General features: G+C 65.2%; 18 protein-coding genes. 7 read left to right on the plus strand and 11 right to left on the minus strand.

Features of this window, described 5'->3' with window-relative positions; all coding sequences use genetic code 11:
- Nucleotides 1-136: 136 nt before the first annotated feature.
- From PVW46_RS25740 to PVW46_RS25755, 4 genes are all read left to right on the plus strand, one after another.
- Entirely contained in the window at nt 137-640 is a 504-nt protein-coding gene (locus tag PVW46_RS25740; RefSeq protein ID WP_069210700.1) for an Lrp/AsnC family transcriptional regulator, read from the plus strand.
- A 140-nt stretch (nt 641-780) separates the two neighbouring features.
- A complete protein-coding gene (locus PVW46_RS25745; RefSeq protein ID WP_069210699.1) occupies nt 781-1,920 on the plus strand; it encodes a glycine cleavage T C-terminal barrel domain-containing protein in 1,140 nt (379 codons plus the stop codon).
- A 163-nt stretch (nt 1,921-2,083) separates the two neighbouring features.
- The gene (locus tag PVW46_RS25750) at nt 2,084-3,484 is read left to right on the plus strand and encodes a selenium-binding protein SBP56-related protein (RefSeq protein WP_069210698.1); all 1,401 of its coding nucleotides are present in this window, start codon (nt 2,084-2,086) and stop codon (nt 3,482-3,484) included.
- A 2-nt stretch (nt 3,485-3,486) separates the two neighbouring features.
- Complete coding sequence (locus PVW46_RS25755) at nt 3,487-4,149, plus strand: hypothetical protein (protein WP_069210697.1); 663 nt, start codon at nt 3,487-3,489, stop codon at nt 4,147-4,149.
- A gap of 80 nt (nt 4,150-4,229) precedes the next feature.
- Here PVW46_RS25755 and PVW46_RS25760 read toward each other — a convergent pair whose 3' ends face one another.
- Nucleotides 4,230-5,120 carry a LysR family transcriptional regulator gene (locus tag PVW46_RS25760; RefSeq protein ID WP_069210696.1) on the minus strand — a complete coding sequence of 297 codons (891 nt, stop codon included), beginning with the start codon at nt 5,118-5,120 and terminating at the stop codon, nt 4,230-4,232.
- A 99-nt stretch (nt 5,121-5,219) separates the two neighbouring features.
- On the opposite strand from PVW46_RS25760, the gene PVW46_RS25765 reads away from it, so the two are divergent.
- Both PVW46_RS25765 and PVW46_RS25770 read left to right on the plus strand, forming a co-directional pair.
- Nucleotides 5,220-6,779, plus strand: coding sequence for a proton-conducting transporter transmembrane domain-containing protein (locus tag PVW46_RS25765; protein ID WP_069210695.1), 1,560 nt, complete (start codon nt 5,220-5,222; stop codon nt 6,777-6,779).
- Nucleotides 6,776-9,133 (plus strand): YbcC family protein, encoded by a 2,358-nt coding sequence (locus PVW46_RS25770; RefSeq protein ID WP_069210694.1) that lies wholly within the window; start codon nt 6,776-6,778, stop codon nt 9,131-9,133. Before PVW46_RS25765 ends, PVW46_RS25770 begins: the two co-directional genes overlap by 4 nt.
- Before the next feature lie 42 nt (nt 9,134-9,175).
- On the opposite strand, the gene PVW46_RS25775 is transcribed toward PVW46_RS25770, so the two are convergent.
- The 8 genes from PVW46_RS25775 to PVW46_RS25810 form a co-directional block, all read right to left on the minus strand.
- Nucleotides 9,176-9,739, minus strand: a complete 564-nt coding sequence (locus PVW46_RS25775; RefSeq protein ID WP_069210693.1) for a cupin domain-containing protein — start codon at nt 9,737-9,739, stop codon at nt 9,176-9,178.
- Nucleotides 9,740-9,812: 73 nt separating this feature from the next.
- A complete protein-coding gene (locus PVW46_RS25780) occupies nt 9,813-10,931 on the minus strand; it encodes a substrate-binding domain-containing protein (protein ID WP_043136934.1) in 1,119 nt (372 codons plus the stop codon).
- Between the two features lie 44 nt (nt 10,932-10,975).
- Complete coding sequence (locus PVW46_RS25785) at nt 10,976-11,950, minus strand: ABC transporter permease (RefSeq protein WP_069210692.1); 975 nt, start codon at nt 11,948-11,950, stop codon at nt 10,976-10,978.
- A complete protein-coding gene (locus tag PVW46_RS25790; protein ID WP_069210691.1) occupies nt 11,947-12,933 on the minus strand; it encodes an ABC transporter permease in 987 nt (328 codons plus the stop codon). Before PVW46_RS25790 ends, PVW46_RS25785 begins: the two co-directional genes overlap by 4 nt.
- Nucleotides 12,930-14,441 (minus strand): sugar ABC transporter ATP-binding protein, encoded by a 1,512-nt coding sequence (locus tag PVW46_RS25795; protein WP_069210690.1) that lies wholly within the window; start codon nt 14,439-14,441, stop codon nt 12,930-12,932. Before PVW46_RS25795 ends, PVW46_RS25790 begins: the two co-directional genes overlap by 4 nt.
- Entirely contained in the window at nt 14,438-15,286 is an 849-nt protein-coding gene (locus PVW46_RS25800) for a sugar phosphate isomerase/epimerase family protein (RefSeq protein ID WP_069210689.1), read from the minus strand. Before PVW46_RS25800 ends, PVW46_RS25795 begins: the two co-directional genes overlap by 4 nt.
- The gene (locus PVW46_RS25805; RefSeq protein WP_274578213.1) at nt 15,283-16,413 is read right to left on the minus strand and encodes a Gfo/Idh/MocA family protein; all 1,131 of its coding nucleotides are present in this window, start codon (nt 16,411-16,413) and stop codon (nt 15,283-15,285) included. The genes PVW46_RS25800 and PVW46_RS25805 overlap by 4 nt, the downstream gene beginning before the upstream one ends.
- A gap of 1 nt (nt 16,414) precedes the next feature.
- Nucleotides 16,415-17,473, minus strand: coding sequence for a sugar phosphate isomerase/epimerase family protein (locus PVW46_RS25810; RefSeq protein ID WP_069210688.1), 1,059 nt, complete (start codon nt 17,471-17,473; stop codon nt 16,415-16,417).
- Nucleotides 17,474-17,591: 118 nt separating this feature from the next.
- Between PVW46_RS25810 and PVW46_RS25815 the strand changes: the two genes are divergently transcribed.
- Nucleotides 17,592-18,602, plus strand: a complete 1,011-nt coding sequence (locus PVW46_RS25815) for a LacI family DNA-binding transcriptional regulator (protein WP_069210687.1) — start codon at nt 17,592-17,594, stop codon at nt 18,600-18,602.
- Here the strand turns inward: PVW46_RS25815 and PVW46_RS25820 are convergent, their stop codons facing one another.
- Nucleotides 18,603-19,265 carry a flavin reductase family protein gene (locus PVW46_RS25820; RefSeq protein ID WP_232786241.1) on the minus strand — a complete coding sequence of 221 codons (663 nt, stop codon included), beginning with the start codon at nt 19,263-19,265 and terminating at the stop codon, nt 18,603-18,605.
- Entirely contained in the window at nt 19,262-19,948 is a 687-nt protein-coding gene (locus PVW46_RS25825) for a GntR family transcriptional regulator (RefSeq protein WP_043136946.1), read from the minus strand. The genes PVW46_RS25820 and PVW46_RS25825 overlap by 4 nt, the downstream gene beginning before the upstream one ends.
- Nucleotides 19,949-20,051: the final 103 nt, after the last annotated feature.

The raw sequence follows: 20,051 nt of genomic DNA on the forward strand, positions 1-20,051 counted from the left end.
GGCGCCTGCGCCGCGACCGGGACAGTTTGCGTCGCAATGTTGCGGCCCGGCCGGTCGGACAAGCTATATCCTGTTGTGAGGGTCGATGCGGACGCAACCGCATGGTCCGTTGCGACAAAGCGAGAGTGCCTCATCGGTGAAAAAGCTGAGCCTAGATGCCACGGATATCCGCATCCTGAGCGCCGTCCAGCAGCATGGGCAGCTGAGCAAGACACGTCTGTCGGAGATCGTGAACATCTCTCCCACGCCCTGCTGGGCACGGCTCGACCGGCTCAAGGCCGCGGGATACATCCGTGGCTACCATGCGGACATCGCGCTCGACCGGCTGTGCGATGTCACGCAGGTGATCGTGACAGTCTCTCTCACCCATCATCGCAAGACCGATTTCGAACGGTTCGAGGCCTGGGTCGCCCGCCACGACGAAGTCACCGAGTGCATCGCGACAGGCGGCGGCATGGACTACGTGATGAAGACTGTCTGCACGACGCTGGCCGCCTTCCAGGACCTGATGCAGGACATGCAGGACGCCGAACTGGGCGTCGACCGCTACATGACCTACATCGCGACCCGCGTGGTCAAGGCCGGCCGCCCGAATGTCGCCGCACTGACCCGTCCGCAGCCACGCGACCGAACGGTCTGACACGGGCCGGAAATAAAGCCCGAACAGACCGGAGGTGCCCCGTCTTTTGGTCTGCAGGCCGGTGGCTTTCGCCCCTAAATAAGCGCCATCATCAACCATGCTCCGGGCCGCCAGCCCGGAGGCAGACAAGGGCGCACGCAATGCACGCAGACGAGTTCGGCTTTGGCACGCAGATCCGCAAATCCCCCTATTTCGACGCCACGGTGCGCTGGGGGGCAAAGGGTTTCTCCGTCTACAACCACATGTATATCCCGCGCGACTTCGGCGATCCGGAACAGAACTTCTGGAACCTCGTGAATGACGCGATCCTGTGTGACGTGGCCGTGGAACGGCAGGTGGAAATCACCGGCCCGGATGCCGCGAAATTCGTCCAGATGCTGACCCCGCGCGACCTGTCGAAGATGGCCGTGGGCCAGTGCAAATACGTCCTGATCACCAACGCACAAGGCGGCATCCTGAACGATCCGATCCTGCTGCGCCTGGCCGAGAACCACTTCTGGATCTCGCTGGCGGACAGCGACATCCTGCTGTGGGCGCAGGGTGTCGCGGTGCATTCGGGGCTGGATGTGCAGATCTGCGAACCCGATGTCTCGCCCCTGCAATTGCAGGGCCCCAAGTCGGGCGAGATCATGCGGGCCCTCTTCGGCGACGGCATCATGGACCTGAAATACTACTGGCTGCGCGAAATGGACCTGGACGGCATCCCGCTGATCGTCTCGCGCACCGGCTGGTCCAGCGAACTGGGCTACGAGCTGTACCTGCGCGACGGCAGCAAGGGCGATGCCCTGTGGGAGCGGATCATGGCCGCCGGTCTCGAATTCGGACTGAAGCCCGGACATACCTCCTCGATCCGCCGGATCGAAGGCGGAATGCTGTCCTATCACGCCGATGCCGACATCCACACCAACCCCTTCGAGCTGGGCCTCAACCGGCTTGTCGACCTCGAGATGGAGGCGGATTTCATCGGCAAGGCCGCGCTGAAACGCATCCGCGACGAGGGCGTCAAGCGACTGCAGGTCGGGCTGGTCATCGACGCCGACCCGCTGCGGGGACCGAACACCACCTTCTGGCAGATCAACAAGGCCGGAGCGGACATCGGTAAGGTCACTTCGGCAGTCTACTCACCTCGGCTGGAGCGGAATATCGCGCTGGCGATGGTCGCCACCGAACATGCCCACCTCGGGATGCAGGTCGAAGTCGTCCTGCCCTCCGGCCCCTGTGTTGCAACCGTGGTGGAACGCCCCTTCTTCGACCCGAAAAAGGCGCTGGCAGCGGCATGAGGTGGCTGGGCGCCGGATGGCGCCCTGCACAAGGCAAGTTCCCGCCGGGGCCGGACAACCGCCCCCGGCAAATTCCTTCGGCGACTCTGCAATTTATGGCAGAGTGGAAGCCTGCATTCAGAGGACGCGCATAACGATCAGAAATTCAATGGGAGGAGAGACCATGAACCTGAGACCGGACCCGACATTCCACGCGACCCCCAGGCTGGCGATGGAGGCGCCGGCCGAGACGCTGGCCTTCACCCTGATGCTGTCGCCCGACGGCAGCCAGCCCGATGGCCTGGCGGTGGTGGACGTAGACCCGAAGTCCAAGACCTATGGCGAGATCGTCCACAAGCTGATCATGCCGAACAAGGGCGACGAATTTCACCATTTCGGCTGGAACGCCTGTTCCTCGTCCCTTTCGCCGCTCTCGGGCCACGCGTTCCTCGAACGACGCTACCTGATCATCCCGGGCATCCGGTCGTCGCGCATCTACGTCATCGACGTGAAAGAGCCGTTGAAGGCCAAGATTCAAAAGATCATCGAACCCGAAGAGGTTCTGGCCAAGACCGGCTATTCGCGGCCCCATACCATCCACTGCGGCCCCGAAGGCATCTATGTCAGCACCCTGGGAGGCGGTGGCGCGGACGGCACCGACGGCCCTCCGGGCATCTTCATCATGGATTGTGAAACCTTCGAGATCCTGGGCCGCTACGAAATGGACCGGGGCAAGCAGGAAAAGCACTACGATTTCTGGTGGAACCTGCCACGCGACTACATGGTCAGCAGCGAATGGGGCCTGCCGCCGCAGTTCGAAAACGGGCTGGTGGCAGAGGACCTTCTATCGAACAAGTATGGCCACCAGATCCATTTCTGGAACCTGCGGCAGCGCAAGAACGTGCAGACCATCGACCTGGGCGAAAACCACCAGATGGCGCTGGAGATCCGGCCCGCCCATGACCCGGCCAAGGACTACGGGTTCTGCGGCGTCGTGGTGGACACGACAAACCTGCAAGGATCGATCTTCACCTGGTGGCAAAAGGACGACGGCACCTTCGAGGCGAAAAAGACCCTCACCATCGACCCGCGCCCGGAAAAGGCGGAAAATCTGCCCCCGCTGCTGCAAGGCTTCGAGGCGGTGCCGCCCCTGGTGACGGATATCGACCTGAGCCTGGACGACAAGTACCTTTATGTCGCTTGCTGGGGCCTGGGCGAGATGCACCAGTACGATGTCTCGGACCCGATGAACCCGACGCTGGCCGGCAAGGTCGAGATCGGGGGCATCGCGCGCGGCACGGCGCATCCCAACGGCAAACCCTTTGCCTACGGGCCGCAGATGGTCGAGATCAGCCGCGACGGCAAGCGCGTCTACTGGACCAACTCGCTCTATTCCACCTGGGACGACCAGTTCTATCCGGGTGCGAAGGGCGGACAGATGGTCATGGCGCATGTGGGCGAAAACGGCGGCCTGACCCTGGCCGAGGATTTCTACGTGGATTTCCCTGACGGCTATCGCAGTCACCAGATCCGCCTCGAAGGCGGGGACTGTTCGACCGACAGCTTCTGCTATCCCTCCGCCTGAGAATGGACGGACTGACCACCACAACGGCCCTCTGGGGGGCCGTTGTGGCGTCTGGAGTATACCACGGGGTCAATCCGGGGATGGGGTGGCCTCTGGCTGTTTCCGCCGCGTTGATGGATCGCAGCCGGCGCAGCCTGTGGCGGGCATTGGGCGCCTTGGCACTGGGGCATTTGTTGGCCATCGTGGCGATCCTGTTGCCCTTCGGCGCGCTGCTTTTCCTGGCCGAATGGCAACGGGACATCCAGATCGGCGCCGCCTTCCTGGTGATTGGGCTGGGGATCTACCTGCTGATCAGCCCGCGCCATCCGCGTTTCCTGGCCCGCGTGCCCCCGTCGCGGCTGGCGTTGTGGTCATTTCTTGCGGCGTTGGCGCATGGCGCCGGGCTGATGCTGGTGCCAATCTACCTTGGGATCTGCCGCAGCGTCGAAACCGATACCGGCCACGCTGCGGCGGCGGACCTGATGACGGGCAATACTGGCGTGGCGGTGCTGGTTGCCCTGTCGCACACGGTTGCCATGTCCCTTGCGGGCGGCGCCTTTGCTTTCGCGGTCTATCGCTGGCTTGGCCTGAAGGCGCTGTCGCGAAGCTGGTTCAATCTGGACAAGGTCTGGGCCCTCAGCCTTGTGGTGGTCGGGGGCATTTCCCTTCTGACCCTGCACGGCTGACGTTTCATGGCCCTACGTTGCAAGCACCCTACGCCGGCAAAGGGGCCAAGCGTTCGCCCCCTCCCCTGAAACACGGGACTTCAACCCGCTGAGCCATTCTCGGCCCCATCGGCCGGCGCGATCAGCCGTGCGACAAGCGGATGTGGAAAGGTGCGCGGCGCCGTGACCGCGTAAAAACTCTCGACGATGTCGAGTTCAAACGGGGCGCTGACCAGAAGGCCCTGCGCCAATTCGTCAGCCAGGACAACGGCGGGTGTGATGGCCAGTCCCACGTCGTCGCGGGCCAGCAGCCGGACCATCGCCATGTCATCGACGACAGCCGCGATCCGGGGGGTGACGCCAAGCCGGGCAACCAGGCTGTCAAATCCCGTCCGGATCGAACTTTCGGTCGGCAAGATCACCGGTTCCGCAGCCAGAAGCCCGGCCAGCGTCCCGTGACCTAGCCGCCGCGCGGTGCCGTGAATCGCCACGGGCTGTTCGTCGATGCGATGTGCCACGAGGTCCGGAAAGGTGTCGCGCGGCGGCGGGTCCGTCAACAAGACGACATCAAGCGCCAGATCCTCCAGCGCTCGCAACAGCCCCTGGCTGTTCCCGGACGACAGGACCAGGTCGGCGCCCGTCTCGGACAGGATCGGGCGCAGGAACTGCAGCTGGAAATTGCGGGACAGGGTCGACAGGGCCCCGACGCGCAAGGGCGCCTTTACCCGGCCGTTCCCGGTCATCGTCGCGACGAGGTCTTCGCCGACGTCGAAGATGCGCTCGGCATGGTCCAGGGCGATGCGTCCCGCCTCTGTCAGGATCATTGCGCGGCTGGTGCGTTCAAAAAGGGCGTGCCCGAACCGATCCTCCAGCTGTCGGATCTGGGTGGACAGGGCGGATTGCGACAGGTTCAACCGGGCCGCCGCATGGGTCAGGTTTCCTTCCCGCGCGACGGCCTGAAAGTAGTGCAGATGACGATAGTTCAGGCGCATAGCGTTCTGATTAATCGAACGATATGATCCAAACAATATAATTTTTATTAAAGCGCCAGCCGTCTAGATCGACCGCCGACACAGTTTCGGAGGTCCACGATGAGCTACCTGCTATTATTCTCGCCACTTCCGCTGGCCGCCGCCGCGCTTGCGATGGCCCTTTTTCCGCCTGCCCGCGCGCATTGGCGCCTGAGCCTTCCCGAGATTGCCGCCCTGGTAAGCCTGGGGCTTGCTGTTCTGGCGGCCATTGGCCTTGCGCTGTCGGGCCCGGGCACGACCCTGCTCCTTGGTCTTGGAGGTGTAGGTCTGTCGGCGCGCGTCGACATCGTCAGCGTGGCGATGACCCTGACCGTTGCCTTCGTCGGATGGATCGTCCTGCGCTTCTCGCGCGTGGCACTGGACGGCGAGGCGCGGCAACCCGCCTTCATGGGCTGGATGGCCGCGACCGTGGCCTGCGTGCTGCTGCTGGTTGGCGCGGGCAACGTCGTGCAACTGGTCGTCGGCTGGGTTGCGATCGGGATCACGCTGCACCGCTTGTTGCTGTTCTATCCTGATCGCCCGCGCGCCCGGCGCGCCGCCCGCAAGAAGGCGACCAGCGGCCTGGTTTCCAGCGCCGCGCTGATCGCGGCCGCAGCCTTGCTCGTGATCAGCTTCGGCACTTCGGACATTGCGACGATCAACGCCGCCGCCCGGGCTGGTGAAGGCACAGGGCCTCTCTGGTTGGCGGCCCTGTTCCTGGCCGCTGCGGCCATCCTGAAATCCGCGTTGCTGCCGACACACGGCTGGCTGACAGAGGTCATGGAGGCGCCGACACCCGTGTCCGCCCTGCTGCATGCGGGTGTCGTGAATGCGGGCGGGTTCCTCTTGATCCGTTTTGCAGATGTGCTGCTGGCGGCGCCCGGGGTGCTGGCCTTCCTGGCCCTTGTCGGCGGTTTCAGCGCGCTGATCGGGGCCGCCGTCGCCCTGACCCAACCCGCCGTCAAGACCGCGCTGGCCTGGTCCACCTGCGCCCAGATGGGATTCATGGTGCTGCAATGCGGGCTTGCGCTCTTCCCGCTGGCATTGCTGCACATCGTGGCGCATTCGCTCTACAAGGCCCACGCCTTCCTGGCCTCGGGCGGTGCCGTGCGCGAGGTGGCCTCGATCCGCCGCCCCGGCCCGGTCGCCGTGCCCGGTCTTGGCGCCGTGACACGCGCGTTCGGCCTTGCGCTTGTGCTCTACCTCCTGGCCGGGCTGGCCTTCGGGATCATGTCGAAACCGCCGCAGACGGTGGCGCTTGGCGCGATCCTGATCTTTGGCGTGGTCTACCTGATGGCCCAGGGCCTGGCCGATCTGGCCCCCCGTGCCCTGACTTGGCGCACCGCCGCCATGTCCGTCACTGCGACTGTCGCCTATTTTGCGCTGCAACATGGCGCCACCTGGCTTTCGGTCGGCACCCTGCCCGCCCCACCCGCCCCCGATGGCCTGGTATGGGCGACGATCGTCCTGGCCCTGGCAAGCTTTGCACTGGCCGCCGTGGCGCAGACGACCTTTCCGCTCTGGGCCGGGCATCCCGCCACGGCGGGACTGCGCGTGCACCTGATGAACGGCCTTTACCTCAACGCGGTGTCCGATCGGCTGTCCGGCCGCTGGACGCCCAAGCCCGGAGCGACCCAATGAACGCCCATGTCACCTGGCCCGGCCAGACCCTCGCACTCTTTGCCGCCGCAGAAGAGGCAATCCGGCAAATCCCCCCGGCCTTCCCCCTGGAGGCGACAGTGGCCGTCAACCCCTGGCTGGGACAGGCCAAAGAGGACCGCGGGACAGCAGCCGCAAGGCTGGCCCGTGTCGGCGGCGGCCGGATGTTCCTGCCCAGAGAGACCGTGGCCACGATGATCGACGCGGGTGAGGTCACGGCAGAGGACCTGCGGGCCGCAGAGGCCGCTCACGGGATGGTTGCCGGCACTTTGCAACGGGCAACCCGGCAGGCTGTGGCGAAGGTCGCCGCTCTTCCTGCTCTGGCGGACCTGGCGCAGGACCACAGCGGGGTCGACTGGCCTGCCTTCGTCGAGGATCGGATCGGTCTTTGGGCAGCGGCGCATTTCGATCGCGGTCAGGCCTTCTGGCCTGCGCCAGAGGGCAGAGCATGGACATCGTGGCGGACTTTCGCCAGCCGGGACCTGACCCCCGAACTGGCCGGGCTGCCGGGCTTTGCCGCGCGTATCGCGGCGATGCCCACCGATGCACGAGCGGCCTTTGCCGACGCCTGCCTGGGGTTGAACCTGACGCAGGAGGCGGCCCCGGTCTATTTCCACAGGCTGCTGGTGACGCTTGGGGGATGGGCGCAATATGCACGTCATCTTGGCTGGACCGCCGAGCGCGACGGCGGACGGGAAGAGACGCTCTTCGATCTCCTGACAATCCGCCTCACCTGGGAGGTTGCCTTGCTCGAGCAGGCCTCCGCAACACGGTCGACCGCCTGGGACCAAGCATTGCACGACTATGCCCGGCCTCTTGTCATCGACGATGACACGGCGCTGGACGCTGCCCTGCAAGAGGCCGTGGACCGGGCAGCGGAACGCCGTCTTGGCAACACGCTTTCGGGACAAGCCGTGGCAGAGCCCGATGCACGGCCCGCGATCCAGGCGGCCTTTTGCATCGACGTGCGGTCCGAACGCCTGCGCAGGGCGCTGGAGGCCTCGGACCCCGGGCTGCGAACCATCGGCTTTGCGGGCTTCTTTGGCCTTGCAGTCAGGCATCACGCCCATGCCTCCGACATTGTCGAGGCCCGGTCTCCGATCCTGCTGTCCCCCGGCGTCACCAGTGCGACCAGCGGCGACGACATCGGTACCCGCGTCCGCTTGCGGGCGGTCAGGGCCTGGGGCCGGTTCAAGCGTGCAGCGGTATCTGCCTTTGCCTTCGTCGAAGCGGCGGGCCCGCTGTATGTCGGCAAGTTGCTGCGGGACAGCCTGGGTCGCGGAACCCTGCCCCGGGTCGATCCGGCCCCGCACCTTGACCTGCCCTTGCCCGAGCGCATCGACATGGCCGAAAAGACCCTCAAGGCCATGTCGCTGACGTCGGGATTTGCGCGGCTGGTGCTGATCTGCGGGCATGGCGCCACGGTCACCAATGCACCCCACGCCAGCGCCCTGCAATGTGGTGCCTGTGGCGGCCATGCGGGTGACGTGAACGCCCGGCTGGTGGCCTCGCAGCTCAACGATGCCGCCGTCCGCGCGGGCCTGCAGGACCGAGGGATCGAAATCCCGGAGGACACCCGGTTCGTCGCCGGGCTGCACGACACGGTATCCGACGAGGTCCGGCTGTTCGAAGACGGACACCCCGCCGCCACCAGAGAAGACCTGGACCGGCTGAATGCCGCCTTGTCGCGCGCCGCTGCCCTGGCGCGGGCAGAGCGCGCGGCCTCGTTGCCGCGAGGCAAGGCCGAAACCCTTGCGACGCGGGGCCATGACTGGTCGGAACTGCGCCCCGAATGGGGGTTGGCCGGATGCAGGGCTTTCGTGGCGGCCCCGCGCGCGCGCACCGCAGGGCGCGACCTGGACGGGTCCACCTTCCTGCATGACTACGACTGGCATCAGGACCCCGAGGCCGAGACGCTGGAACTGATCCTGAGCGCGCCCGTGGTGGTCGCAAGCTGGATCGCGCTGCAATACAGCGGCTCGGCGGTCGCGCCCGAGATATTCGGCGCCGGCAACAAGCTGTTGCACAACGTGGTCGGCGGGATCGGCGTGCTGGAAGGCAACGGCGGCGCATTGCGTGTCGGACTGCCCTGGCAATCGGTGCACGACGGCACAAGGCTGCGCCATGTGCCCAGCCGGCTGGTCGTTGCCGTCGAAGCCCCCGAGGCCATGATCGGGCAGGTCCTGCAGCGGCAACCGGAAGTCCGCGCGCTGTTCGACAACGGGTGGTTGACCCTTGTCAGCATCGACGGAGAAACAGGACTCTGCCGGCGCTACGACCGCGGGGCCTGGATTGCCGGCGCCTCGCCCTTGACCTCCGTTGCCATCGCGGCTTGACGCAGCAAACCACCGCGCGGACCATCCGCGCGGTGATCCCTGTCAGCTTGTTGCGTCCAGTCCGTCGCGAAAATCGTTCCAGCCCGCATCCACCGATGAAGGCGTTTCCAGCCATTGGGTCAGCGGCCCGCCCGTCACCGGGTCCGTCGCCGGGATCGGCAGGGACATGATCAGTTTCGCGGCGGCCCGGAAATCTGCCTCGCTGACGAACGCCTCCTGGATGTTGTCCCAGTCGCGTCCCTCGGGATAGCCGCCGATCACCATCACGTCGTCGGAATTGCCGATCATGGCGTGTGACACGCCTGCCGGCATGACGACCACGTCGCCCGCCTCGACCCGGACCTTCGTGCCGCCCTTGCCGAACAGTTCCAGCTCCATCCAGCCTGACGCGACGCCAAGGCATTCATGCGTGGTGGAGTGGAAATGGTGGTACAGGTAGATCCCCGGATAATTCCAGTTGTTGAGCCAGCCGGTCTTTTTAAACTGGGCCCGCACCGCGTCCATGCTGCCGCCCGGCACACCGCCGCGATGGATCAGCAGGGGAAAACGGCTGTTGGGCACGCGTCCGTTGGGTTTGGAAAACAGTTCTTCCGTGGGTCCGGTCATCTTGGTCCTCCCTGGTCCGGTTGCCGTTGTGCAAACGAGAAAGGGGCGGCCCGCGCCGCCCCTTTCCGAAGGATCAGTTGCCGCCCCAGGCCTGGGGATAGTCGGCCATTTCCTCGCATCCGCACATGGCGTAGTGCAGCGGCGGCATCGCCGGGTTGACGTAGTCGTCCAGGTTTTCCTGCACGATGGCAGGCTGCGGCAGAACCCACTCCGGCCCCGGCAGCGGCTCTCCCTCGATCACCCGAGCGGCCGCGATGACCGCCGTGCGCCACTGGTAGGTGGGATAGGTCGGCGCGATGGCCGTCAGCCCCTCGTCCTGCCACTTGCGCAGGAAGTCCTGCTGGTCCTCGCCCACGAAGACGGGGATGTCATAGCCGGAATCCTCGAAGGCCTCGATCGCGGCGACGGCAGTGGCGCCCGCGTCCATCCAGACCGCGTCGATGCTGCCGCGCATCAGGTAATCCTCGACGATGGATTTTGTCTTGGCATTGTCGCCGTCCGTGAACTCGGCCCCGACGATGTTCATGCCCGCCTCTTCGAGGATGCGGCGCCCGGCGGAATAGCGAGTTTCCAACACGTCGACCCCCGGCAGGATGCGCAGCATCAGCACGTTGGCGCCTTCGTCCAGCTTGCTGGTGATGAACTCCGCGCCCTGGATGCCAAAGCCATAGCCGCCGACAGGGTGGATGAAGGAGACCGGGCAATCGGTGTTCACGCCACGGTCGAAGACGATGACAGGCATCGCCTCGCAGGCCCGTTCGACCGCAGGCGTCAGCGCCGCCGTGGTGTTGGGCGAGACGATCATCACGTCGCAGTCCCCGCCCGCCAGCAGGTCGTCGATATCTGCAATCTGCTTGTCGTCGGAGCCTTCGGCGTCGACATGGATGAAGTCGGCGATAGAGGCGTGGTTCTTCAGCTCTTCGACCATGTTGGTATAGCCCACGACCCGCCAGGGGTTGTTCACACCGGCGTTCGAAAAACAAACCGTCGCCGGGGCCTCCAATCCCAGCGCGGCGGTGTCGACCATGTCGCCACCGATGTACTGCAGCCAGGGCTGGCCTTCGGGGCCCATCGGCTCTGCCTGCAACTGGTCCCGCTGCTTTGCGAATTCCTGGGGATCGTCGAAGTTCTGGGCGTAGAGCGGCGTCAGGCTGAACGCCAGCGCCCCTGCCGCCATCAGGATATGTTTCATGTCTCTCTCCCTATCGGTTGAAAGGGTGCGTTCCCCGCGCCCTTTCAGGTTCCCGTCTGTCTCCTTCGGTGCATGGCGAACGCGACGGCCGCGATCAGGATTAGGCCCTGCACCACCTGCCGGACGGGTTGCGGCAGGCCGAGGAAGTTCAAGAGCGTGAAGATGGCGGTCAGCGCCAGTGCGCCGCCAAGGGCCGCCGGGACCGATCCCCGACCGCCGAGAAGTTGCGCGCCGCCCAGAACGGCGGCGGTGATCGCCTGCAATTCATAGCCCGAGCCGACATCGGTCGAGACACCGGCAAAGCCGCCCAGCAGGATGCCCGCGATGGTCGCAGACAGGCCCGACAGCATGAAGGCGGTGATGCGCACGCGGTTGACGGCCACTCCGGCCAGACGGGCCGCGACCGGGTTGTCGCCGATCGCATGCACCTGGCGGCCAAGGTTGGTGCGATGCATCAGCCAGGCCAGCAGGCCGACGACGACGACCAGCACGATGACCGAGACGGGGATGAACCTGACCAGGGGCACATCTCGGATCAACTCTCTCCCGAAAAAGCGGAAGGTGTCGGGCAGGTAGCCACGCGGGGCGCCGCCCGACCACAGGAAGGCCAGCCCGTTCAGCGTGATCATCATGCCCAGCGTGGCGATCAGCGAGGGCACGCGCAGGAAGCACACGACCAGCCCGTTGACCGCCCCCACGCCCAGCCCCATCGCCAACATCAGCGGGATCACCCAGTAGGTCGCCGTGGGATCGTTGTTGGTCAGCATCGAGGAACCGACGACGACCAGCGTGATCAGCGAACCAACCGACAGGTCGAACCCACCCGAGGTGATGACATAAACCTGCCCCGCGGCCAGGATCGCCAGCGGCGCGGCGCGCTTGAGGAAGTTCATGTAGCCCGTCGGCTCGATGAACCGCGGGTTCATGAAGATAATCGCCACGATCAGCACAGTCAGCAGCACCCAGACCGGGTTGATCTGCGGCAGGCGGCGCTTTGGGGCGGTGGCGCTGTCACTCATGCCACGATCCTCTTTGAACGGATGGCGTAGAAGGCGACGGCGGCCACGATGATGATGCCGCGCAGAACCTGCTTGGCGAAACTGTCGACCCCCGCGATGTTGAAGACGGAGTCGATCAGCGAAAAGATCAGCATCCCCGCCATCGTCCCCCAGACGCCGCCGCGCCCGCCCGCCAGCACCGTGCCACCGATCACCACGACGGCGATGCTTTCAAGGTCATAAACCCCGTCGGACCCAATCCAGGGCGCGCCCGAGCGCAGCCGCGAGGCAAGGTAGAGCCCCGCAATGGACGCGCAGATCGAACAGATCACATGGCTCAGGATCACCACCCGGCCCGTCTTGATCCCGGCAAAGCGCGCCGCCTCTTCATTGCCGCCGACCGCGTAGATGTCCGATCCGAACTTGGTGAACCGCAGCACCGCCCAGGCCATAACGGCCAGAAGACCCAGGAACAGCAGCGCCACCGGGAAAGGGCCCAGCTCTCCATAAGCGAACATCTGGAAGGCGGCGGGCACCTCGCCCGCAAAATTCGACACGAAGGCCGACAGGCAGCCCTGGATGATGAGGCTCATGCCCAGCGTGGCGATCAGGGGATTGACCTTCAGCCCGCTGACCACCAGCCCGTTGGTCAGCCCGACAAGCCCACCCAGCGCAATCGCGGCAAGGATCGCGGGCAGGATCATCGCCGGAGACCCGTCCATCACCACAGAGGCCAGGACCGCCGTGGCCGAGATCAGGCTGGCAACGCTAAGGTCGATCGAGGCCACGAGGATGACAAAGGTCTGCCCGATGGCGGTGATGCCCAAGGCAATGGACCGGCCAAGGATGGCGATCAGGTTGTCGAATGTCAGGTACTGCGCCTGTCCGGTGACAAGGGCGACGACGACGTAAATCGCCAGGGCGCCGCCCAGCAGGATCAGCGGGGCCCAGCGTTCGAAACGGAAACCGACTTTTCGGCGGGGCGTATCCTCGGCGATGCTCATGCGGCCACTCCTGTCTCGCCGGTGGCGGCGTGCATGATGTCCTGTTCGGTGGCGCCGTGGGGGAACTCTGCGGCGATCCTGCCTTCCTGCATGACCAGCACGCGGTCCGCTGCCCCGATCACTTCGGGCAGGTCGGAGGAGATCATCAGGATGCCGGCCCCCTCGCGGGCAAGGTCGCGCATCAGGTGATAGATGCCGGCCTTGGAATTGACGTCGATGCCTCGGGTGGGTTCGATGAAGATCAACAGCTTGGGCCGCATGGACAGCCAGCGGGCCACGATGGCCTTTTGCTGGTTGCCTCCCGACAACGCGCGAATGTCCTGGTCGTAGGAGGCCGCGCGGATTTCCATGTGGTCCAGCAGGCCGTCCATGCGCGCCCTGTCGGTAAAGGCGTTCCGGCGGTCACTGGACCAGAGCGGCGCAAAGGCGCGCGAGGTCAGCATGCCGTTGTCGCGTACCGACTGCATCAGCACCAGCCCCTCGCTTTTCCGGTCGCCGGGGAGCAGCCCGATACCGCCGAGGATGGCGCTGCGTGGGGTCTGGAATGAAACGCGCTCTCCGTTGAGGGTCACCTGGCCATGCTCGAACGGGGTTTCGCCGAACAGCGCCATCGCCAGCGCAACGCGCCCGGCGCCCTGGATACCCGCCAGACCGACGATTTCCCCCGCGCGGACGTCAAGGTCGATCTGATGCAACATGGCGTTGCCCGCGCCGCGCACGGTCAGGACCGGATCGCCAATTTCCTCCGGCGTTGCGGGCGGCGCGTAGAAATCGGCGATGTCGCGGCCCACCATCGCGCGGACGATGGCATCCGGCGCGGGGACCTCGTCAAACCGGGCGGCCACCTCGCCGTCTTTCAGTACCGTCACGCGATCCGCCAGCCGCGTGATCTCTCGCATCCGGTGGGTGATGTAGATAATGGCGACGCCACGCGCGCGCAGCGTGTCGACAGTGGCAAAGAGTTCCTCGCATTCCGCCTCGTTCAGCGCCGCGGTCGGTTCGTCCATCACCACCACGCGGGCACCAGTGGACACCGCCTTGGCGATCTCGACCACCTGCTGCGTGGCCACGTCCAGCTCTCCGACGGTGCGGTCCAGATCGATTCGGCCCGCTGCCGCGAAAAGCGCCAGAACCTCGCGCGTGTCGGCCCGCATCTTCGCACTGTCGATCAGGCCAAAGCGCGTCCGGGGTTCCCGCCCAAGGAACAGATTTTGCGCGACCGTGCGTTCCGGCAACAGGGAAAATTCCTGGTAGATCACCGCGATCCCGGCGCGCAGCGACTCGACCGGATGAACGAAATGCACCGCCTCGCCGTTCATGCGCACCTGGCCCGCGTCGGCCTGGTAAACACCGGAGAGGATCTTGATCAGCGTGGATTTCCCCGCGCCGTTCTCGCCCACCAGCGCCTGCACCTCGCCGGGGCGCACACCGAAACTGACGTCGGACAGGGCGCGGACGCCGGGAAAACTCTTGGTGATGCCCTTCATCTCGATGACAGGGTCGGTCATGCGGCCTCCCACGTCCTGCGGATGAAGTCATGGGACTCCGTGAACAGGGTTTCGAAGTCGGGAAAGAGCGGTCGCCAGACGCGGGTTGCGGCGGCCAGTTCGGGCAGGCCCGCCCCGAATGCCTCGACCACCACATGCCCGTCGAACCCAGCGGTCTTGGCGGCCCGGAACACGGCGGCAAAATCGATCTGCCCCCGCCCCGGCACGCCCCGGTCGTTTTCCGAAACATGCAGCACATGCATCCGGTCACCCAGGTGGGCGATGGCCGCGGGCTGATCACGTTCCTCGATATTGGCGTGGAACGTGTCGTACATGATGCCGAAGGCGGGATGGTCGACCCGGTCGGCATAAGCACGTGCCTGGTCCATCGTGTTCAGGAAGTAGGTTTCGAACCGGTTGAGATGTTCCAGCGCCAGCTTGTAGCCGCCTCGCGCGGCACGTTCCGCCATGTTTCGATGTGCGCTCACGCCGCGTTCTATTTCGTCCTCTGTCGGCCCCTGCCCGGTGAAATGGCCAATCGGCGCATGGAACGGCCCGCCCACGGTTTCCGATCCCAGCGCCTCGGCGCAATCCTGTATCCAGGACAGGTGATCCAGCCCGCGTTGCCGCACCGATGCATCCCCCGACAGCGGGTTGGCATCGACATCCGGCACGATGGAGGTCTGCGCGCGGCCAAGTCCCAGCGCGGCCAGCTGTCCCCCCAGCCAGGCATAATGATCCGGGCTGCCCCGCATCACCGGCACCTCGACATGGTCAAAACCGATCTCGGCAAGGCGCTGCAAGTACGGCAGGTGACTTTCGTCGATGTGCCCCGCGAGGCACAGCAGGTTGATCCCCAGTTTCATGGCGACACCCAGGCGCTGTCCTTCGACGAAGAACGCACACAGGCCTCGATGAACCGCATGCCCTCCATGCCGTCCTGCAGCGTCGGGAACAGCAGGTCACCCGGCACCGTCTCACCGCGCCTGTGTGCATGGATGGCATGGGCGGCCTCGGTGTAGAGGTTGGCAAAAGCCTCGAGATAACCTTCGGGATGGCCGCCGGGCACCCGGCTCATGGCCGTGTTGCCCGTCGTCGCCCCCGCCCCGTTGCGGGTCAGCAGGCGCTTGGGTTCGCCGAAGGGCGTGAACCACAGCTTGTTCGGCTCTTCCTGTGCCCAGTCCAGCCCACCCCTGTCGCCGTAGACCCGCAGGCGCAGGGCGTTTTCATTTCCCGGGGCCACCTGGCTGCACCAGAGCATCCCCTTGGCGCCGCCCTGCCAGCGCAGCATGACATGTGCATTGTCGTCCAGCGTGCGCCCGGCGCCAAAGGCATCCAGGTCGGCGGCCAGACGGTCCAGCCGCAGCCCCGAGACAAAGCACGCCAGGTTATAGGCATGGGTGCCGATGTCCCCGATCGATCCGCCCGCGCCAGAGCGCGCGGGATCGACCCGCCATTCGGCCTGCTTGCCCTCGGCAGGGCCGGTCATCCAGTCCTGCACGTATTCCACGTTGACCAGCCGCAAGTTGCCGAGATCCCCGGCCGCGATCATCTCGCGCGCCTGCCGGATCATCGGGTAGCCGGTGTAATTATGCGTCAGCATGAACAGCGCATCACAGGACCGCGCCACCTGGGTCAGCCGCTCGGCATCCACCATCGTCGAGGTCAGCGGCTTGTCGCAAATGACGTGGATTCCGCGTTCCAGAAAGGCGATGGCGGCATCGGCATGTACATGGTTGGGGGTCACGATGGCGACCGCCTCGATGCCATCGTCCCGGTCGGCCTCGGCCCGCGCCATCTCGGCATAGCTGTCGTAGCTGCGCGCCAGTCCCAGCGCCTCGGCGCTGGCCCGTGCCTTTTCGGGGGTCACGCTCAACGCGCCGGCGACAAGGGCATAATGCCCGTCCAACCGCGCCGCGATGCGGTGAACACCGCCGATAAAGGCATCCGACCCACCGCCAACCATGCCCAACCTGATCGGAGCCTCTGCCATGTCAGCCCTCCAGTCCAAGCATCCGCCGGTTGGCCGCGTCATCCGCGCCGCCATCCGCGAAATCGTCAAAGGCGCGTTCGGTCACGCGGATGATGTGGTCACGCACGAATTGCGCGCCCTCGCGCGCGCCATCCTCGGGGTGTTTCAGCGCGCATTCCCATTCGACAACCGCCCAGCCGTCAAAACCCATCGTCGTCAGCTTGGAAAACACCGCGCCGAAATCCACCTGCCCGTCGCCAAGGCTGCGGAAGCGGCCCGCGCGGTTGGCCCAGGACTGGTATCCGCCATAGACACCCTGCCTGCCGGTCGGATTGAATTCTGCATCCTTGACGTGGAACATGCCGATCCGCTCGGCGTAGTCATCAAGGTTGGCGATGTAGTCGAGGCATTGCAGCACGTAGTGCGACGGATCGTAAAGCATCCTTGCGCGCGCATGTTGGTCGACCCGGTCAAGGAACATCTCGAAGGTTGCCCCGTCATGGAGGTCTTCGCCGGGATGTATCTCGAAACAGATGTCGACACCCATGTCCTCGGCGTGATCGAGGATCGGACGCCAGCGGGCCGCCAGTTCGTCGAATGCCGCCTCGACCAGCCCCTCGGGGCGTTGTGGCCAAGGGTAGACATAGGGCCAGGCAAGCGCCCCGGAAAAGGCGCCCAGGGCATTCAGGCCAAGGTTGCGCGATGCTTCCAGCGCCATGCGGACCTGGCGGACCGCCCAGTCCTGCCGGGCCTTCGGATTGCCCCGCACGGAGGCATCGGCAAACCCGTCAAAGGCGATGTCATAGGCCGGGTGAACGGCGACAAGCTGCCCTTGCAGATGGGCCGAAAGCTCTGTCACGGCGATGCCGTTTTCAGCCGCCCGGCCCTTGAAGTCGTCGCAATAGTCACGCGATCCCGCAGCAGTTTCGAGGTCGAACAGCCGCTTGTCCCAACTGGGAACCTGGACACCTTCATACCCGCAATCGGCGGCCCAGCGGGTGATATTGCCCCAGTCATTGAACGGGGCATCGTCCGACGCGAATTGCGCCAGGAAAAGGGCCGGGCCCTTGATCGTCTTCATGAGTCCTCCCACGGCGCCGTCCTCCCCGGCACCTTGTGAAATCGATTACACGTGATTCACGCCGCGTTTGCAATGAAAAATGTAATCGATTAACAAGCTGCAATATCCAGGAGACAAGATGACGGCCCGGGCAAGAGTGAAGATCAAGGACGTGGCCACGCTTGCAGGGGTGTCCACGGCCACCGTCAGCCGGGCCCTGTCCGCGCCGGACTCCGTCGGGCCGGCCACGCGCAAGAAGGTCATGGAGGCGGTCAAGGCCACCGGCTACCGGATCAACTCTGCCGCCCGCGACCTGCGCCAGCGCCGCGCGCGGTCCCTGCTGATCCTTGCCCCGAACCTGTCCAACACGTTTTTCAGCCGCATCTTCGCAGCGGTCCAGGAAGAGGCGAGTTCGGTCGGCCTGACCGTCCAGATCTCGGACAGCCGCATCGGGCGCGACCGTCTGTTGTCACTGGGGTATGACGGGCGCGCCGACGGGATCGTTCTGCTGGACGGCGGCCTTGATCCCGAGGTGGTGAATGGATGGCGCCTGCCCCTGATCCAGCTCAGCGAATGGAACGACGCCTATGACGCCCCGCGCCTGGGCATCGACAACCACGCCGCCGCAGGGCTGGCCGTCGATCACCTGGTCGGACTGGGGCATCGCAGCCTCCTGCACGTCAACGGGCCAGAGGAAAACGTGCTGGCGATCACCCGCAGGCAGGGATTCCTGGACGCCGCATCGCGAAATGGCGCTGAGGCAACCGTGTTCCCCGGCGATTTCACACTCGAGTCCGGGGCAGAGGCCGCCCGGCGGTGGGCAGGGCTGGACAACCGTCCGACCGGGGTGTTCTGCGCCTCGGACGAATGCGCGCTCGGCTTTGTGTCCGAGTGCATCCGCCTTGGCTGCGACGTGCCCGGTGATGTGTCCGTCGTGGGTTTTGACGATATTGATTTCGCGGACCGTTTCGTGCCCTCTCTGACGACCATCCACCAGCCGCGCCTTGAAATGGGGCGCGCGGCCGTCAAGCAGGTCGTGGCGATGATGCAGGGTACGCCGAAGGCCGAGGCTGACGCGACGGGCACCCCGCCCGAACGGATCGAGGCCGCGCTGGTCAAGCGCGCCTCGACAGGTCCGGCACCAGCCTGATCAGGCCCGGCGCGCCTTGCGTGCGGACAGGACCTCGGCGGCAGAGGGGGTCGGAAGGTCGAAATAATCCATCGTCCCGGCATATCCGTCGCCCCCCATGCGGCCCAGCGCATCCAGCGCGGTGTGGGTCGAATAATAGGTGTCGAGGTCGATGATGTCCTCGCGGACATGAGCCATGACGATCTGGCCAAGAATGATCTCGCGCGCCGAACTGATCTCGATCCCCAGGTAGCGGCGGCATTCAAAGGCAACGGGCGCCTCCTTGATCCGCGGACAGGCGACCATCTCGCCGGCTGCCGCCGTCAGGCCCGCCATCTCCAGCTCATCCACCTCGGGCGCAAAGCCCGCCGCCGTCACCGACATTGCCTCGACATTAGCGCGGTCGACGATGTTGACGGTGAAACACTCGGTCATGCGGATGTTGAAGGCGGTGTCCTTGAAACTGCGGTCGGGCTTGTTCTCGACGCCCAGTGCAAGGATCGGCGGATCGGCAGACAGGCAGTTGAAGAAGGAATAGGGCGCCGCATTCACCACCCCATCGGGGGAGATTGTCGTTACCCAGGCGATGGGGCGCGGCACGATGGTCCCGATCATGACCTTGTAGGCCTCGCGCGGGGTGAGCTCTGCAAAGTTCAGCGCGTGGTGTATCCGCCTGTCCGTCACTGGGCGAGTTCCTTGCCATAGTGAGACAGGATCGAAGAGACGCTGTCCGGTTTCTTTTCCAGCTCGGCCCGACCGGCAACCGCACCAAGGTGGTGATCCATCAGCGTCATCGCCCTGTCCGCATCCCCCGTCCGGATCGCCTCGATGATCTGGGAATGCTCATCGACGGCACAGTCCGACGAATGGGTCCGGGCATACATCGCCATGATCAGGGAACAGCGCAGCACGACCTCTGACACGTAGCGGGACAGAACCGCATTGCCGGTCAGCTCCGCCAACAAAGTGTGGAATTCGCCCGCAAGGCGAATCGACACCGGCCCGTCTTTGCCCTTGACGCTCTGCTCGCTGCGGACATGCGCTTCGAGCTGGTCGAAGCCACTGTCCGGCAGACGCTCGACCAGGATGCGAATCACCTCGCGCTCCAGCGCGCGCCGCACCTCGAATATCTGCTTGGCCTCTTCCAGCGAAGGTTCAGCGACAAAAGCCCCGCGATTGCGCCGCGTGACAACCAGCCCTTCGTTCTGCAACCGCACCAACGCATGACGCACGATCGTGCGCGACACGCCGAACTGTTCGCCCACCGTGTCCTCGGGCAGGCGCATGCCTGGCTTCAGGGCCTGCTCGATGATCGCCCGCTTGAGAAGCGTGTGAACGGCATCCGTCAGGGTGGTCTGGTCACTCATGACTCGTCTTCTTGTCTGTTCTTTGTGCAATCCTGATATCGTATCCAAACATCGACGTCAATTGGATACAATTTTCTTGCCAAGTGGGAATCAATCCCGCATC

This window comes from Mameliella sp. AT18, from assembly GCF_028807275.1.
GTDB classification, from domain to species: domain Bacteria; phylum Pseudomonadota; class Alphaproteobacteria; order Rhodobacterales; family Rhodobacteraceae; genus Antarctobacter; species Antarctobacter albus.

Bases quoted from the DNA above. Each gene is read 5' to 3' on its own strand.
- PVW46_RS25745 (WP_069210699.1), top strand. From the start codon at position 781: ATGCACGCAGACGAGTTCGGCTTTGGCACGCAGATCCGCAAATCCCCC.
- PVW46_RS25750 (WP_069210698.1), top strand. From the start codon at position 2,084: ATGAACCTGAGACCGGACCCGACATTCCACGCGACCCCCAGGCTGGCG.
- PVW46_RS25755 (WP_069210697.1), top strand. From the start codon at position 3,487: ATGGACGGACTGACCACCACAACGGCCCTCTGGGGGGCCGTTGTGGCG.
- PVW46_RS25760 (WP_069210696.1), bottom strand. From the start codon at position 5,120: ATGCGCCTGAACTATCGTCATCTGCACTACTTTCAGGCCGTCGCGCGG.
- PVW46_RS25765 (WP_069210695.1), top strand. From the start codon at position 5,220: ATGAGCTACCTGCTATTATTCTCGCCACTTCCGCTGGCCGCCGCCGCG.
- PVW46_RS25770 (WP_069210694.1), top strand. From the start codon at position 6,776: ATGAACGCCCATGTCACCTGGCCCGGCCAGACCCTCGCACTCTTTGCC.
- PVW46_RS25775 (WP_069210693.1), bottom strand. From the start codon at position 9,739: ATGACCGGACCCACGGAAGAACTGTTTTCCAAACCCAACGGACGCGTG.
- PVW46_RS25780 (WP_043136934.1), bottom strand. From the start codon at position 10,931: ATGAAACATATCCTGATGGCGGCAGGGGCGCTGGCGTTCAGCCTGACG.
- PVW46_RS25785 (WP_069210692.1), bottom strand. From the start codon at position 11,950: ATGAGTGACAGCGCCACCGCCCCAAAGCGCCGCCTGCCGCAGATCAAC.
- PVW46_RS25790 (WP_069210691.1), bottom strand. From the start codon at position 12,933: ATGAGCATCGCCGAGGATACGCCCCGCCGAAAAGTCGGTTTCCGTTTC.
- PVW46_RS25795 (WP_069210690.1), bottom strand. From the start codon at position 14,441: ATGACCGACCCTGTCATCGAGATGAAGGGCATCACCAAGAGTTTTCCC.
- PVW46_RS25800 (WP_069210689.1), bottom strand. From the start codon at position 15,286: ATGAAACTGGGGATCAACCTGCTGTGCCTCGCGGGGCACATCGACGAA.
- PVW46_RS25805 (WP_274578213.1), bottom strand. From the start codon at position 16,413: ATGGCAGAGGCTCCGATCAGGTTGGGCATGGTTGGCGGTGGGTCGGAT.
- PVW46_RS25810 (WP_069210688.1), bottom strand. From the start codon at position 17,473: ATGAAGACGATCAAGGGCCCGGCCCTTTTCCTGGCGCAATTCGCGTCG.
- PVW46_RS25815 (WP_069210687.1), top strand. From the start codon at position 17,592: ATGACGGCCCGGGCAAGAGTGAAGATCAAGGACGTGGCCACGCTTGCA.
- PVW46_RS25825 (WP_043136946.1), bottom strand. From the start codon at position 19,948: ATGAGTGACCAGACCACCCTGACGGATGCCGTTCACACGCTTCTCAAG.